Origin of the sequence: Pseudomonas sp. B21-041 (assembly GCF_024748675.1) — a bacterium.
GTDB classification, from domain to species: domain Bacteria; phylum Pseudomonadota; class Gammaproteobacteria; order Pseudomonadales; family Pseudomonadaceae; genus Aquipseudomonas; species Aquipseudomonas neuropathica.
The window spans coordinates 466,022-481,404 of sequence record NZ_CP087175.1 but is presented as its reverse complement, the minus strand read 5'-3'; the positions used below and the strand labels follow the sequence as shown (position 1 = coordinate 481,404).

General features: G+C 61.0%; 12 protein-coding genes. 8 read left to right on the top strand and 4 right to left on the bottom strand.

Translation table 11 applies throughout. The features are described 5' to 3' along the window. Positions 1-55: 55 nt before the first annotated feature. The 7 genes from LOY43_RS02095 to LOY43_RS02065 all read left to right on the top strand — a co-directional run bounded on the left by LOY43_RS02095 (position 56) and on the right by LOY43_RS02065 (position 5,542). Positions 56-523 (top strand): hypothetical protein, encoded by a 468-nt coding sequence (locus LOY43_RS02095; protein WP_309475310.1) that lies wholly within the window; start codon positions 56-58, stop codon positions 521-523. After that, positions 520-1,716: a beta-ketoacyl-[acyl-carrier-protein] synthase family protein gene (locus LOY43_RS02090; protein WP_258709128.1), complete on the top strand. Its 1,197-nt coding sequence runs from the start codon at positions 520-522 to the stop codon at positions 1,714-1,716. The genes LOY43_RS02095 and LOY43_RS02090 overlap by 4 nt, the downstream gene beginning before the upstream one ends. Next, positions 1,713-2,177 carry a hotdog family protein gene (locus LOY43_RS02085; RefSeq protein ID WP_095047219.1) on the top strand — a complete coding sequence of 155 codons (465 nt, stop codon included), beginning with the start codon at positions 1,713-1,715 and terminating at the stop codon, positions 2,175-2,177. The genes LOY43_RS02090 and LOY43_RS02085 overlap by 4 nt, the downstream gene beginning before the upstream one ends. After that, a complete protein-coding gene (fabG, locus tag LOY43_RS02080) occupies positions 2,170-2,898 on the top strand; it encodes a 3-oxoacyl-ACP reductase FabG (RefSeq protein ID WP_258709127.1) in 729 nt (242 codons plus the stop codon). The genes LOY43_RS02085 and fabG overlap by 8 nt, the downstream gene beginning before the upstream one ends. Continuing rightward, complete coding sequence (locus LOY43_RS02075; RefSeq protein ID WP_095047217.1) at positions 2,898-4,124, top strand: beta-ketoacyl-ACP synthase; 1,227 nt, start codon at positions 2,898-2,900, stop codon at positions 4,122-4,124. Before fabG ends, LOY43_RS02075 begins: the two co-directional genes overlap by 1 nt. Before the next feature lie 25 nt (positions 4,125-4,149). Then, complete coding sequence (locus LOY43_RS02070) at positions 4,150-4,953, top strand: hypothetical protein (RefSeq protein WP_095047216.1); 804 nt, start codon at positions 4,150-4,152, stop codon at positions 4,951-4,953. A 151-nt stretch (positions 4,954-5,104) separates the two neighbouring features. Then, positions 5,105-5,542: an excinuclease gene (locus tag LOY43_RS02065; RefSeq protein ID WP_095120715.1), complete on the top strand. Its 438-nt coding sequence runs from the start codon at positions 5,105-5,107 to the stop codon at positions 5,540-5,542. Positions 5,543-5,646: 104 nt separating this feature from the next. Here the strand turns inward: LOY43_RS02065 and LOY43_RS02060 are convergent, their stop codons facing one another. Then, a complete protein-coding gene (locus tag LOY43_RS02060) occupies positions 5,647-6,549 on the bottom strand; it encodes a LysR family transcriptional regulator (protein WP_258709126.1) in 903 nt (300 codons plus the stop codon). Between the two features lie 118 nt (positions 6,550-6,667). Here LOY43_RS02060 and LOY43_RS02055 point away from each other — a divergent pair, with 118 nt between their 5' ends. Beyond that, positions 6,668-7,942, top strand: a complete 1,275-nt coding sequence (locus tag LOY43_RS02055) for an MFS transporter (protein ID WP_095047211.1) — start codon at positions 6,668-6,670, stop codon at positions 7,940-7,942. A 178-nt stretch (positions 7,943-8,120) separates the two neighbouring features. Here the strand turns inward: LOY43_RS02055 and hemE are convergent, their stop codons facing one another. The 3 genes from hemE to gltB all read right to left on the bottom strand — a co-directional run bounded on the left by hemE (position 8,121) and on the right by gltB (position 15,333). Continuing rightward, on the bottom strand, positions 8,121-9,188 hold the full coding sequence (gene hemE, locus LOY43_RS02050; protein ID WP_008077242.1) for a uroporphyrinogen decarboxylase: 1,068 nt from the start codon (positions 9,186-9,188) through the stop codon (positions 8,121-8,123). Positions 9,189-9,435: 247 nt separating this feature from the next. Then, the gene (locus LOY43_RS02045) at positions 9,436-10,854 is read right to left on the bottom strand and encodes an FAD-dependent oxidoreductase (RefSeq protein WP_007909438.1); all 1,419 of its coding nucleotides are present in this window, start codon (positions 10,852-10,854) and stop codon (positions 9,436-9,438) included. 33 nt (positions 10,855-10,887) lie between these two features. Next, on the bottom strand, positions 10,888-15,333 hold the full coding sequence (gene gltB / locus LOY43_RS02040; protein WP_258709125.1) for a glutamate synthase large subunit: 4,446 nt from the start codon (positions 15,331-15,333) through the stop codon (positions 10,888-10,890). Between the last annotated feature and the right edge of the window lie 50 nt (positions 15,334-15,383).

Genomic DNA, 15,383 nt, shown 5'->3' with positions numbered 1-15,383 from the left:
ATGTGCCGACGCCATCGCTGGCAAGCCAGCTCCCACAAGGTTTGTGGCGTGGCTAATGTTGGTGGTATTTGTCCTCCTGAGTGCCTGCGCCAGCCAGGCGCCGTTGCCGGCGGGCAATCCAACACTCCCGCTGCCGCTGCAACTGCACATCGAACGTCAGCAAGCCGAACAACGCCAGGACTGGCTGCTGGTGATCCAGCGCGAAGGCCCGGGCATTCGCTGGTCGATGATGGACCCGCTGGGCATTCCCCAAGCGCGGCAGCAACTGATCGACGGCCATTGGCAGGCCGATGGGCTGCTGCCGCCGAACCCCGAAGCCCGAGAACTGTTTGCCGCGCTGTTGTTCGCCCTGACCCCGTCCGGCGAGCTGCTGCGCAATTACCCCGCCGCACTGCAACAGGGCCAGCAACGCGCCCTGCCGGCGCGCTGGGATATCCGTTATTCACAACCGTTGAGCTTCGAATTGAACCTGCCTCAAGGCCCGCACTACCGCGTTTCTCCGTTGGGTGAACCGACGCCATGACCGCTTACCTGAATGCCCTCGGCGTGATCTGCGCGCTGGGCCGCGACAAACAAGCCGTCGCGCGCAACCTGTTCGCCGGCGACTGCTCGGGCATGCGCCGCGAGTCCGGCTGGGTGGCGGAGCGTGAGTTGCCCGTCGCTGCCGTACAAGGCCAACTGGCGCCGATCCCGGCAGAACTCGCCGATCAGCGCAGCCGCAACAATCAGTTGCTGCTGGAAGCGGCGCTGCAGATTCGCGATGACATCGAAGAAGCGATCCACACCTTCGGCCGCGAGCGCATCGGTGTGGTGCTCGGCACCAGCACCTCAGGCATCGACGAGGCCAGCCGTGGCCTGGCGCATTACATTCGCGAGCAGCAGTTCCCGGCGGAATACGATTACCGCCAACAGGAACTCGGCGCCCCGGCCAATTTCCTCGCCGACTGGCTGCAACTGAGCGGCCCGGCGTATGTGATTTCCACGGCGTGCACCTCCAGCGCCCGGGCACTGATGAGCGCTCAGCGTTTGCTTGATCTGGGCCTGTGCGACGCGGTGCTGTGCGGCGGCGTCGACAGCCTGTGCAAACTGACCCTCAACGGTTTCTCGTCACTCGAAGCGATGTCCGACGAGCGCTGCAATCCGTTCTCGGCCAACCGCAGCGGCATCAATATCGGCGAAGCGGCGGTGCTGTTTGTCATGAGCAAACAACAGGGCAAAGGCCCGGCCATTGCCTTGCTCGGCGCCGGCGCCAGCTCCGACGCCCATCATATTTCTGCCCCTGAACCGACCGGGCGCGGCGCCCTGCAAGCGATGCAGAAAGCCTTGAGCCGCGCTCATCTGCAAGCAGCGCAGATCAACTACCTGAACCTGCACGGCACCGCTACCCAACACAACGACGCCATGGAAAGCCTGGCGGTTGCCGCGCTGTTTCCCGAAGGCGTCGCGTGCTCGTCGACCAAACCGATGACCGGCCACACCCTTGGCGCGGCCGGTGCTCTGGAAGCGGCGTTCTGCTGGCTGAGCCTGAGCGCCAACAACCCCGATCACGCCTTGCCGCCGCACGTCTGGGACGCTCAGGCCGATCCCGCGCTGCCACCGCTGAAGTGGGTGACCGCGAGCGAGCGCCTGACGTCCATTGCACCCCGCTACCTGATGAGCAACTCGTTTGCCTTCGGCGGCAACAACGTCAGCCTGATTATCGGAGACGCCCCATGATCCCCTGGCCGCTCGCCGAACTGCTGCCCCATGCGGGCGACATGATTCTGATCGACAGCATCTCAAGCTTTGACGAGGAGCAGATCTACACCCGTCTGACGGTCCAGCCTGATGGCCTGTTCAACCTGCCCGACGGCAGCCTGCCGGCCTGGGTCGGCATCGAACTGATGGCGCAGAGCGTCGCCGCATTTGCCGGTTGCCACGCGCGGCAGAAAGGCAATCCGGTGGAGCTGGGCTTTCTGCTCGGTACGCGCAAGTTCGAGTGCAACGTCGAAGCGTTTCCCGCCGGCAGCGAACTGACCATCCATGGTCTGCGTTCGCTGGAAGATGAAAACGGCATGGGCGTCTTCGAATGCCATATCAACGGCGCCGGCATTCACGCCAGCGCACGCCTGAACGTGTTCCGTCCGCCTCAGGTCAATCAATATCTGCAACAGACACAGGAGTCGAACGATGACTGAATCCGTACTGGTCACCGGCTCCAGCCGTGGCATCGGCCGCGCCATTGCCTTGCGCCTCGCAAAGGCCGGGTACGACATCGTCCTGCACTGCCGCAGCGGCGTAGCCGAAGCGCAAGGCGTTCAGGCAGAAATCGAAGCACTGGGGCGCAAGGCGCGCATCCTGCAATTCGACGTTGCCGACCGGGAAACCTGCAAAACCATTCTGGAAGCCGACGTCGAAAGCCACGGCGCCTATTACGGCGTGGTGTTGAATGCCGGGCTCAACCGCGATGGCGCATTTCCAGCTCTGAGTGACGACGATTGGGACGTGGTGTTGCGCACCAACCTCGACGGTTTCTACAACGTCCTGCACCCGGTGATGATGCCGATGATCCGCCGCCGTGCCGCTGGTCGCATTGTCTGCATAACCTCGGTGTCGGGGCTGATCGGCAACCGTGGCCAGGTCAACTACAGCGCCTCCAAGGCCGGCGTGATTGGCGCGGCAAAGGCGTTGGCGATCGAGCTGGGCAAGCGCAAAATCACCGTTAACTGCGTCGCACCGGGCCTGATCGACACGGCGATGCTGGATGAAAACGTGCCGGTGGAAGAGTTGATGAAGATGATCCCCGCGCAACGCATGGGCACCCCGGAAGAGGTCGCCAGTGCGGTGAATTTCCTGATGTCGGCGGAAGCCTCGTACATCACCCGCCAGGTTCTGGCGGTCAACGGAGGCTTGTGCTGATGAAGCGCGTCGTCGTCACCGGCATGGCCGGCATCACTTCGCTGGGCAGCGATTGGGAGACCATCGCCGGCAACTTCGCGGCTAACCGCAGCGGCATCCGCCGCATGGCCGAGTGGGATCGTTTCAGCGAACTCAACACGCGCCTGGCCGGGCCGATTGATGACTTTGCAGTGCCTGCGCACTGGACGCGCAAGCAATTGCGCAGCATGGGCCGGGTGTCGCGGCTGGCGGTCGGCGCAGCAGAAAAAGCGCTGGCTGACGCCGGTCTGCTCGGCAATGAATCGATCAAGGATGGGCGCATGGGCGTCGCTTGTGGTTCGTCCACCGGCAGCACCGACGAGATCAAAGCGTTCGGCAACATGCTGCTCAACTCGGTGGCCGAAGGCCTCAACGCCAACTCCTACGTGCGGATGATGCCGCACACTACCGCCGCCAACATCAGCATCTTCTTTGGTCTCACCGGGCGGCTGATCCCGACGTCCAGCGCCTGCACCAGCGGCAGCCAGGGCATCGGTTACGCCTACGAGGCGATCAAGTTCGGCCGCCTGCCGTTGATGCTCGCCGGTGGCGCCGAGGAGCTGTGCCCGACCGAAGCCATGGTCTTCGACGCGCTCTACGCTACCAGCCTGAAAAACGAGGCGCCACAGACCAGTCCACGCCCGTACGACAAGGGCCGCGATGGCCTGGTGATCGGTGAAGGTGGCGGCATGCTGGTGCTTGAAGAGCTGGAACATGCTTTGGCGCGTGGTGCGCACATCCACGCCGAGATTGTCGGTTTCGGCAGCAACGCCGACGGCCAGCACACCACACGCCCGGAACAAGTGACCATGCGCCGTGCCATGGAACTGGCGCTGGAAGACGCCGGCCTGACGCCGGAGGCCATCGGTTATGTAAATGGCCACGGCACCGCTACAGAACAGGGCGACATTGCCGAAACACTGGCGACCAGCAGTTTGTTTGGCGAACGCATGCCGATCAGCTCGCAGAAGAGTTTCCTCGGCCACACCCTTGGCGCCTGCGGCGCGCTGGAGTCGTGGTTCAGCATCGAGATGATGAACCGCGACCTGTACGTGCACACATTCAACCTCGACGAGGTCGATCCGCACTGCGGCAAACTCGATTACCTGCGCGGCGAATTCCGCCAGATGCATCACGACTACGTGATGAACAACAATTTCGCTTTTGGTGGCGTCAACACCTCGTTGATTTTCCGCCGCTGGCACTGACCGCAACACGTTTGGAGTGAAGGGAATGACTCAGTTTCACCGCATCGCCGCTCTGTTGGCACTGGCTTTTGTGCTCGGCGGTTGCACCAGCAAACCGGTTTACAACGCCAAGGAAGAGTTCTCGCCCAACCTCGGTTTCACCCAGCAACAGATGAGCCGCGCCATCGTCACTGCGCTGAACGATCGCCAGTGGGTCGTGCAATCGGTACGTCCGGGCATGATCAAAGCGGCGATCACCGTACGCGGTCGCCATCACGCCGAAGTCGATATTCCGTTCACCCCGACTTCGTTCGAAATCGACTACCGCAGCAGCTACGGCCTCGATGCCAAGGACGGCAAGATCCACGGCAACTACAACCGCTGGGTCAACCGCCTGCGCGACAACGTGCTCAAAGAGCTGTCGATCAACCCGGACATCGAGTTCGTCAACGACCTGGGCATCGTCAAACAAGGCGCCGACGAGCCGACCTACCTGAGCTTCCGCGAAGGCGTCAAACGCGCCACCGACGCCGGCCTGCTCGACGGCAGCGTGAAGTTCTACCTGGCCGGTGAAACGCTGCCAAAACAGGTGCGTAAACTCGACACCGTGAGCAGCAGCCGCAAAACCAACGGCTCGAACAAATCCAACGAAGACGCCTGCTTCTGGGCCCTGCAATCGGCCTTGGCGACTCTGCAGAACGCCGCAAAAAAAGCCGACGCCAACGCGGTGATCAACATCGCCAGCGTCGACCAGCGTGATCTGTACAAGGACACTGAGAAATTCCAGTGCCGTGCCGGGCTGGTGGTGTCGAGCGTGGCGCTGCGCGGGGACTTGGCGCACGTGGATTGATGGGATTGCAGAAACGACAAAGGGCGCCATTCGGCGCCCTGCTCATTTCAGCTCTACACTCGTCCGGACAGGCCGTCGCACCGCGCCTGATGGAACGGCGAGCCTATCAGCCCTGCACTCGCGGTTCTCTTTCACAGTCAAGGAGATGACCATGCAAGTGAAAGCCCTGATCGCCGCTGCGCTTTTCGCGCTACTGCCCAGCGCCAGCCACGCCACCAACCTGATGTACATGCCCTTCGAAACCGTGCTGTCGGACGCGATTCGCGCCGGACGGCTGGATGGCAGTGTGAAGTTCTATCTGCTCGGCAATGGGCCGCAGGGCACTCAGCAGTTACTGCGCCGGGGGGTGGTCAGTGATTTGAAGACCAATGGCTTCAACAAGAGTGACCACAACTCCTGCGAGTGGGTGTTGCAGTCGAATCTGATCAAGTTGCAGGCTGATGCCAAGCGGGTGGGAGCGAATGCGGTGGTGAATATCGTCAGTTACTACGACCAGCATGTGCGCAAGGACTTGAATACCTACGAGTGCCGGGCGGGGATTTTCGTCACGCGGGTGGCGTTGAAGGGGGATTTGGTGCGGTTGCCCTGAATTGGGTGGTGCTTGAGCGGACGCCTTCGCGAGCAGGCTCGCTCCCACCTTGGAATGCGTTCCCCTGTGGGAGCGAGCCTGCTCGCGATTTGATTGCGCAGCAATCACGCCTTTGAAGGTTCGACCTTGCGCGTAAGCAGGTCGACAAACGCCTTGGCCATCGGTGACTTCTGATCCTTGCGCTGCACCAGCCACACCGCCGACACCGCTGCAGGATCGAGCAACGGTCGGTAGACCACGCCGTCGATGCGCATCCGCTGATAAGACGCCGGCAGCACCGAAACTCCAAGCCCTGCTGCGACCAGACCGATGATGGTCATCGCCTCCCCCGCCTCTTGGGCGAAGTGCGGGCTGAACCCGGCATCGCGCGCCAGACTCAGCAATTGCGCATACAGCCCGCTGCCGTAACTGCGCGGAAAGAACACGAACGGCTCCAGCGCCAGCGCCGAGAGGAACAGCCCTTCTTCACTGCCTTGCGCCAACGGATGCTTGGAACCGAGCACGGCGACCAGCGGCTCACGCATCAACTCCACCACACTCAGCGAATCCGGCAGGCCCAGCGGGCGCATGATGCCGACCTCGATTGATTCATCCACCAACCCCTCGGCGACTTGCGTGCTGCTCATCTCGCGAAGGTTGAGGTGCACCGCCGGAAAACGCTGACGAAAGGCAAAGATCGCCTGGGGAATGGTCGAATTGAACGGCGCCGAAGAGGTGAAACCAATCTTCAACTCGCCCAGTTCACCGAGCTGCGCACGCCGGGCGACGTCTGCTGCTTTATCGACCTGCGCCAGCACCAGCCGCGCCTCCTCCAGAAACAACCGCCCGGCCTCACTCAACTCGACCCGACGATTGGTGCGCTCGAACAGACGCGCGCCAACCTCTTGCTCCAGCGCCTGAATCTGCTGGCTCAGTGGTGGCTGAGAAATCCCCAGCACTTGTGCGGCGCGGCCAAAATGCAGCTCTTCGGCAACGGCGATGAAGTAGCGCAGATGACGCAATTCCATGGAAACCTCATTAGGTCGTTAAAGCTATCAAACAGGTCGAACAATATATTGGATAGAAACATTAGCCAGCTATATGATTTTTTCATTGCCTGCCTGGCCGTGCCCTCCGAGGTCTGAAGTGAAAACTGCTGTCGCGCCCCTTGCCCATGAAGTCCCGCCCGCCGCTGCGGACGATGTCGTCGCCGAGCTGCAAGAGATCTACATCGAAAAAGGCACGCCGATGTTCATGCGCACGGTGCTGGCGCTGTTCAGCGGCGGTTTTGCGACGTTTGCCCTGCTGTATTGCGTGCAGCCGATGATGCCGCTGTTGTCCCACGAGTACGGAATCAACGCCGCGCAGAGCAGCCTGATCCTCTCGGTGGCGACCGGCATGCTCGCCATCGGCCTGCTGATCACCGGGCCGATTTCCGATCGGGTTGGGCGCAAACCGGTGATGGTGACCGCTCTGTTCGCAGCAGCGCTGTGCACCATGGCCAGTGCGATGATGCCGAGTTGGGAAGGCGTGCTGATCATGCGCGCGCTGATCGGGCTGTCGTTGAGTGGGCTGGCAGCGGTGGCAATGACCTATCTGAGTGAAGAGATCCATCCGCAACACATCGGTCTGGCGATGGGTTTGTACATCGGTGGCAACGCCATTGGCGGGATGAGCGGGCGCTTGATCACCGGCGTGCTGATCGATTTTGTCAGCTGGCACACGGCGATGCTGGTGATTGGCGGTCTGGCGATGATTGCCGCAGCGGTGTTCTGGAAGATCCTTCCCGAGTCGCGCAACTTCCGTTCACGCTCGCTGCACCCGCGCAGTCTGCTCGACGGCTTCACCATGCACTTTCGCGATGCCGGTCTGCCGCTGCTGTTTCTTGAAGCGTTCGTGTTGATGGGCGCGTTTGTCACGCTGTTCAACTACATCGGTTATCGCTTGCTGGCCGCACCGTACAACCTTGATCAGGTGTTCGTGGGCTTGCTGTCGGTGGTGTATCTGTCGGGGATCTACAGCTCGGCGAAAATTGGCTCGCTGGCAGACAAACTGGGGCGACGCAAAGTGTTGTGGGCGACCATTGCGCTGATGTTCGCCGGCCTTGCCTTGACGATGTTTACGCCACTGTTACTGGTGATTGTCGGCATGTTGATTTTCACCTTTGGTTTCTTTGGTGCGCACTCGGTGGCAAGTAGCTGGATCGGTCGACGCGCGACCAAGGCCAAGGGCCAGGCGTCGTCGTTGTACCTGTTCAGTTATTACGCCGGGTCGAGCATTGCCGGCACGGCGGGCGGGGTGTTCTGGCATCTCGGAGGCTGGAACGGGATTGGTTTGTTTATTGGTGCGCTGTTGCTGATCGCGCTGTTGGTGGCGTTGAAACTGGCGAAGTTGCCGCCACTCAGCGGTGTCAAAGCCTGAAGCGCAACCCATGTAGGAGTGAGCCTGCTCGCGATAGCGGTGTGTCAGCCAACATATTGGGCGACTGGCTCACCGCTATCGCGAGCAGGCTCACTCCTACAATTGATCTGCGTACGACGTTGAATCGTGGAAACAAAAACGCCCGGCATTTAGCCGGGCGTTTTTTATGGTGTGGCGATCACTCGTGATACTGCGCCGACAGCTCATGCACCGCGCGCAGGAACGCACCGGCATGTTCCGGATCAACCTCAGGCGTGATGCCGTGACCGAGGTTGAACACATGGCCACTGCCCTTGCCATAGCTGGCCAGAATGCGCCCGACTTCAGTGCGGATTGCTTCCGGTTTTGCGTAAAGCACGGTCGGGTCCATGTTGCCTTGCAGCGCAACCTTGTCGCCGACACGGGCGCGGGCGTTGCCGATGTCGCAGGTCCAGTCCAGGCCCAGTGCGTCGGCACCAGCCTCGGCGATGCTTTCCAGCCACAGGCCGCCGTTCTTGGTGAAGAGGATCACCGGCACTTTACGACCGTCGTGTTCGCGAATCAGGCCGCTGACGATCTTCTTCATGTAGGCCAGCGAGAACTCCTGATACGCCGCCGCCGACAGGTTACCGCCCCAGGTGTCGAAGATCTGCACCGCTTGCGCGCCGGCCATGATCTGACCGTTGAGGTATGAGGTCACCGACTGCGCCAGTTTATCCAGCAGCAGGTGCATGGCTTGCGGGTTGTCGTAGAGCATCGCCTTGGTCTTGCGGAAGTCTTTCGACGAACCGCCTTCAACCATGTAGGTCGCCAGGGTCCACGGGCTGCCGGAGAAACCGATCAACGGCACACGGCCGTTCAGCTCGCGACGGATGGTGCTGACTGCGTCCATCACATAGCCGAGGTCTTTGTGCGGATCAGGGATTGGCAAGGCTTCGATGTCAGCGAGGGTGCTGACGACTTTCTTGAAGCGCGGACCTTCACCGGTCTCGAAGTACAGGCCCTGGCCCATGGCATCGGGGATGGTGAGGATGTCGGAAAACAGAATCGCCGCGTCCAGTTGTGGATAGCGGTCGAGCGGTTGCATCGTGACTTCGCAGGCGAATTCCGGATTCATGCACAGGCTCATGAAATCACCGGCCTGGGCGCGGCTGGCGCGGTATTCCGGCAGGTAGCGGCCGGCCTGGCGCATCATCCACACCGGGGTGACGTCAACGGGTTGCTTGAGCAGGGCGCGGAGGAAACGGTCGTTCTTCAGGGCAGTCATGTCGGCATCCGGAAAAAAAGTGCGGGCATTTTCTCAGAGCGCGACGCAAAAGGCACGGATGCAGGTCAGCCTTTTGTCTATCGGGTCAATTTATTGCGTTGGAATGCTGATTTTGCAGCAACACAACGCACTGTGGGAGCTGGCTTGCCAGCGATGCAGACACCTCGTTTTGTCAGATTGACCGAGGTGATGCTATCGCTGGCAAGCCAGCTCCCACAGGTATTGCATTGCAGTCAGCTAGACGGGTTTAGACGCCCAGGTAATCGAGGATCCCTTCGGCAGCATTGCGCCCTTCGAAGATTGCCGTCACCACCAGGTCGGAACCGCGCACCATGTCGCCACCGGCGAAGATTTTCGGATTGCTGGTCTGGTGCTTGTACTGACCTTGCTCAGGCGCAACAACGCGGCCCTGGCTGTCGGTCTGGATCTCGAACTGTTCGAACCACGGCGCCGGGCTCGGGCGGAAACCGAACGCGATAACCACGGCATCAGCCGGGATGATCTCTTCGGAACCCGGGATCGGCTCTGGGCTGCGACGGCCACGGGCGTCCGGTTCGCCGAGACGGGTCTCGACCACTTTCACGCCTTCAACCTTGTCTTCGCCGACGATGGCGATCGGCTGGCGGTTGTAGAGGAATTTCACGCCTTCTTCCTTGGCGTTCTTCACCTCTTTGCGCGAGCCGGGCATGTTCGCTTCGTCACGACGATAAGCGCAGGTCACCGACTTGGCGCCCTGACGGATCGACGTGCGGTTGCAGTCCATCGCCGTGTCGCCGCCGCCGAGTACCACAACCTTCTTGCCTTTCATGTCGACGAAATCTTCCGGCGACTTTTCAAAGCCCAGGTTGCGATTGACGTTGGCGATCAGGAAGTCCAGCGCGTCATAAACGCCCGGCAGATCCTCACCGGCAAAGCCGCCCTTCATGTAGGTGTAGGTGCCCATGCCCATGAACACCGCATCGTATTCGGCGAGCAGTTGTTCCATGGTCACGTCTTTGCCGACTTCGGTATTCAGACGGAACTCGATGCCCATGCCGGTGAAGACTTCGCGACGATTGCTCAGCACGGTCTTTTCCAGCTTGAACTCGGGGATGCCGAAGGTCAGCAGACCGCCGATTTCCGGGTTCTTGTCGAACACCACAGGGGTCACGCCGCCGCGTACCAGCACGTCGGCACAACCCAGACCCGCCGGGCCCGCACCGATGATGGCGACACGTTTACCGGTCGGCTTGACCTTGGACATGTCCGGACGCCAGCCCATGGCGAATGCGGTGTCGGTGATGTATTTCTCGACCGAACCGATGGTCACCGCGCCGAAGCCGTCGTTAAGGGTGCAGGCACCCTCGCACAGACGATCCTGCGGACACACCCGGCCGCAGACTTCCGGCAGGGTGTTGGTCTGGTGCGACAGTTCGGCGGCCTGAAGGATGTTGCCTTCGGCCACCAGCTTCAGCCAGTTGGGAATGAAGTTGTGCACCGGGCACTTCCATTCGCAATACGGGTTGCCGCAACCCAAGCAGCGGTGGGCCTGATCGGCCGACTGCTGGGGTTTGAACGGTTCGTAGATTTCGACGAACTCTTTTTTGCGTTGACGCAACAGTTTCTTCTTCGGATCTTTGCGCCCGACATCGATGAACTGGAAGTCGTTATTCAGACGTTCAGCCATTGTTAAAACCTCATCAAACTCTTCAGGCGCATATCACTGCGGGTTGGCACGAGTGCTGGAAAGCAACGATTTCAGGTTGGCAGCCTTCGGCTTGACCAGCCAGAAACGGCGCAAGTAGTCATCGAGGTTCTCGGCGAGTTCACGACCCCACTCGCTGTCGGTTTCCGCGACGTACTCGTTCAGCACGTTTTGCAGGTGGCTGCGATAGGCTTCCATCGCCTCGCCGCTGATCCGCTGGATTTCCACCAGTTCGTGGTTGACCCGGTCAACGAAGGTGTTGTCCTGGTCGAGCACGTAGGCGAAACCACCGGTCATGCCAGAGCCGAAGTTGTAACCGGTCTTGCCCAGAACGCAGACAAAACCACCGGTCATGTACTCACAGCAGTGATCGCCAGTGCCTTCCACAACCGTGTGGGCACCGGAGTTGCGCACGGCGAAACGCTCGCCTGCGGTGCCGGCGGCGAACAACTTGCCGCCGGTCGCGCCATACAGGCAGGTGTTGCCGATGATGGCGCTTTCCTGAGTTTTGTAAACGCTGCCCTTCGGCGGCACGATGGTCAGCTTGCCACCGGTCATGCCTTTGCCGACGTAGTCGTTGGCGTCACCTTCCAGGTACATGTTCAGACCGCCGGCGTTCCACACACCGAAGCTCTGACCGGCAGTGCCTTTGAAGCGGAAGGTGATCGGCGCTTTCGCCATGCCCTGGTTGCCGTGCTTGCGGGCGATTTCGCCGGAGATCCGCGCGCCGATCGAACGGTCGCAGTTGCAGATATCCAGATCGAACTCGGCGCCGCTCATGTCGTTGATCGCCGACGACGCCATCTCGACCATTTTCTCGGCCAGCAGGCCCTGGTCGAACGGCGGGTTGCGCTCAACGCCGCAGAACTGTGGCTTGTCTGCCGGAATGTGATCGCTGCCCAACAGCGGCGTCAGATCCAGATGGTTTTGCTTGGCGGTCTGGCCTTCGAGGATTTCCAGCAGATCGGTGCGACCGATCAACTCTTCGAGGGAGCGTACGCCGAGCTTGGCCAGCCACTCACGGGTTTCCTCGGCGACGTAGGTGAAGAAATTCACCACCATGTCGACGGTACCGATGTAGTGATCCTTGCGCAGCTTCTCGTTCTGAGTCGCGACGCCGGTGGCGCAGTTGTTCAGGTGGCAGATGCGCAGGTATTTGCAGCCCAGCGCGATCATCGGCGCAGTACCGAAGCCGAAGCTTTCGGCGCCGAGGATCGCTGCCTTGATCACGTCGAGGCCGGTTTTCAGGCCACCGTCGGTCTGCACCCGGACTTTGCCGCGCAGGTCGTTGCCGCGCAGGGTCTGGTGGGTTTCGGCGAGACCGAGTTCCCACGGAGCGCCTGCGTATTTGATCGAGGTCAGCGGCGAAGCACCGGTGCCACCGTCGTAGCCGGAGATGGTGATCAAGTCCGCATAGGCCTTGGCCACACCGGCGGCGATGGTGCCGACGCCTGCTTCGGCTACCAATTTGACCGAAACCAGTGCTTTCGGGTTGACCTGCTTCAGGTCAAAAATCAGCTGCGACAAGTCTTCGATCGAATAGATGTCGTGGTGCGGCGGCGGCGAAATCAGGGTCACGCCCGGCACTGCGTAACGCAGCTTGGCGATCAAACCGTTCACTTTACCGCCCGGCAGTTGCCCGCCCTCGCCCGGCTTGGCGCCTTGCGCGACCTTGATCTGCAGCACTTCAGCGTTGACCAGGTATTCCGGGGTTACCCCGAAACGGCCAGTCGCGACTTGCTTGATTTTCGAGCTCTTGATGGTGCCGTAACGCGCCGGATCTTCACCACCTTCGCCGGAGTTAGAACGCGCACCGAGACGGTTCATGGCTTCGGCCAGGGCTTCGTGAGCTTCCGGCGACAAGGCGCCCAGCGAGATACCAGCGGAGTCGAAGCGCTTGAGCACCGATTCCAGCGGCTCGATTTCACTGATGTCCAGCGGCTTGTCGAGGGTCTTGACCTTGAACAGGTCGCGGATCATCGACACCGGACGGTTGTCCACCAGCGAGGTGTATTCCTTGAACTTGGCGTAGTCGCCCTGCTGCACGGCGGCTTGCAGGGTGTTGACCACGTCCGGGTTGTACGCGTGATATTCGCCACCGTGGACGAACTTCAGCAGACCGCCCTGCTGGATCGGCTTGCGCGGACTCCAGGCTTCGGTGGCCAGCGCTTTCTGCTCGGCTTCGATGTCGACGAAACGCGCACCCTTGATGCGGCTCGGCACGCCACGGAAGCTCAGCTCGCACACTTCTTCGGACAGGCCGATGGCTTCGAACAACTGCGCACCACGATACGAGGCGATGGTCGAGATGCCCATCTTCGACAGGATCTTCAGCAGACCTTTGGTGATGCCCTTACGGTAGTTCTTGAACACCTCATAGAGGTCGCCCAGCACTTCACCGGTACGGATCAAGTCGCCCAGCACTTCATAAGCCAGGAACGGATAGACCGCCGAGGCGCCGAAGCCGATCAGCACCGCAAAGTGATGCGGATCGCGCGCGGTTGCGGTTTCAACCAGGATGTTGGAATCGCAGCGCAGGCCTTTTTCGGTCAGGCGGTGGTGTACCGCGCCGGTCGCCAGCGAAGCGTGGATCGGCAGTTTGCCCGGGGCAATATGGCGGTCGCTCAGAACGATCTGGGTCCGCCCGCCGCGCACGGCTTCTTCAGCCTGATCGGCAACGTTGCGGATCGCCGCTTCGAGGCCAACGCTTTCGTCGTAGTTGAGGTCGATGATCGCCCGTTCGAAACCCGGGCGGTCGAGGTTCATCAGCGAGCGCCACTTGGCCGGCGAAATCACCGGCGAGCTGAGGATCACGCGCGAGGCGTGTTCCGGCGACTCCTGGAAGATGTTGCGCTCGGCACCGAGGCAGATTTCCAGCGACATCACGATCGCTTCACGCAGCGGGTCAATCGGCGGGTTGGTCACCTGCGCGAACTGCTGGCGGAAATAGTCGTACGGCGTGCGCACGCGCTGGGACAGCACGGCCATCGGTGTATCGTCGCCCATCGAACCCACGGCTTCGTAGCCTTGCTCGCCGAGCGGACGCAGGACCTGATCGCGCTCTTCGAACGTGACCTGATACATCTTCATGTATTGCTTGAGTTGATCAACGTCGTAAAACGCCGAACCGTGGTCGTTGTCTTCCATGGTCGCCTGGATGCGCAGGGCATTCTTGCGCAGCCATTGCTTGTACGGATGACGGGATTTCAGACGGTTGTCGATCGCATCGGTATCGAGGATCTGCCCGGTTTCGGTGTCCACGGCGAGGATCTGCCCCGGACCGACACGGCCCTTGGCGATCACGTCTTCCGGCTGGTAGTTCCAGACGCCGATTTCCGACGCAACGGTGATGAAGCCGTTGGTGGTAGTGACCCAGCGCGCCGGGCGCAGACCGTTACGGTCGAGCAGGCACACTGCGTAACGACCATCGGTCATGACCACGCCGGCCGGGCCGTCCCACGGTTCCATGTGCATCGAGTTGTACTCGTAGAACGCACGCAGATCCGGGTCCATGGTTTCGACGTTCTGCCACGCAGGCGGAATGATCATCCGCACGCCACGGAACAGGTCGATGCCACCGGTGACCATCAGCTCGAGCATGTTGTCCATGCTCGAGGAGTCGGAACCGACACGGTTGACCAGCGGGCCGAGTTCTTCCAGATCCATCAGATCGTTGGTGAACTTGGTCCGACGGGCCTGCGCCCAGTTACGGTTACCGGTAATGGTGTTGATCTCGCCGTTGTGGGCGAGGAAGCGGAATGGCTGGGCCAGCGGCCATTTCGGCAGGGTGTTGGTGGAGAAGCGCTGGTGGAACACGCAGATCGCGGTTTGCAGGCGCTCGTCACTCAGGTCTGGATAAAATGCGGCCAGATCGGCCGGCATCATCAGGCCTTTATAGATGATGGTCTTGTGCGAAAAGCTGCAGATGTAGTGGTCGGAGTCGACCGCGTTGGCCACCGACGAACGACGACGCGCACTGAACAGCTTCACGGCCATGTCCTGATCGCTCAGGCCTTCGCCGCCGATGTACACCTGCTCGATCTGCGGCAGGCGCTCAAGGGCCAGGCGGCCGAGGACACTGGTGTCGATCGGCACTTTGCGCCAGCCGATCAGTTGCAGGCCTTCAGCGAGGATCTCGCGGTTCATGTTCTCGCGAGCGGCTTCGGCCTTGGCCGGATCCTGGTTGAAGAAGACCATGCCCACCGCGTATTGCTTGGGCAGCTCGACGCTGAAGGTTTCCTGGGCAATGGCGCGCAGGAACGCATCAGGTCTTTGAATCAGCAGACCGCAACCGTCACCGGTCTTGCCGTCGGCATTAATCCCACCGCGGTGGGTCATGCAGGTCAGGGCCTCAATGGCCGTTTGCAAAAGGGTATGACTGGGCTCGCCCTGCATATGGGCTATCAGGCCGAAACCGCAGTTATCCTTGAATTCATCTGGTTGGTACAGACCTGCTTTCATAGACACTTTCTCACCAGGCTGCCTCTTTTCGAGGCAAATTTCTTTTCAAT

Excerpts from the sequence above, each read along its gene's own strand:
- LOY43_RS02095 (WP_309475310.1), top strand. The coding sequence starts at position 56 with ATGTTGGTGGTATTTGTCCTCCTGAGTGCCTGCGCCAGCCAGGCGCCG.
- LOY43_RS02090 (WP_258709128.1), top strand. The coding sequence starts at position 520 with ATGACCGCTTACCTGAATGCCCTCGGCGTGATCTGCGCGCTGGGCCGC.
- LOY43_RS02085 (WP_095047219.1), top strand. The coding sequence starts at position 1,713 with ATGATCCCCTGGCCGCTCGCCGAACTGCTGCCCCATGCGGGCGACATG.
- fabG (WP_258709127.1), top strand. The coding sequence starts at position 2,170 with ATGACTGAATCCGTACTGGTCACCGGCTCCAGCCGTGGCATCGGCCGC.
- LOY43_RS02075 (WP_095047217.1), top strand. The coding sequence starts at position 2,898 with ATGAAGCGCGTCGTCGTCACCGGCATGGCCGGCATCACTTCGCTGGGC.
- LOY43_RS02070 (WP_095047216.1), top strand. The coding sequence starts at position 4,150 with ATGACTCAGTTTCACCGCATCGCCGCTCTGTTGGCACTGGCTTTTGTG.
- LOY43_RS02065 (WP_095120715.1), top strand. The coding sequence starts at position 5,105 with ATGCAAGTGAAAGCCCTGATCGCCGCTGCGCTTTTCGCGCTACTGCCC.
- LOY43_RS02060 (WP_258709126.1), bottom strand. The coding sequence starts at position 6,549 with ATGGAATTGCGTCATCTGCGCTACTTCATCGCCGTTGCCGAAGAGCTG.
- hemE (WP_008077242.1), bottom strand. The coding sequence starts at position 9,188 with ATGACTGCCCTGAAGAACGACCGTTTCCTCCGCGCCCTGCTCAAGCAA.
- LOY43_RS02045 (WP_007909438.1), bottom strand. The coding sequence starts at position 10,854 with ATGGCTGAACGTCTGAATAACGACTTCCAGTTCATCGATGTCGGGCGC.
- gltB (WP_258709125.1), bottom strand. The coding sequence starts at position 15,333 with ATGAAAGCAGGTCTGTACCAACCAGATGAATTCAAGGATAACTGCGGT.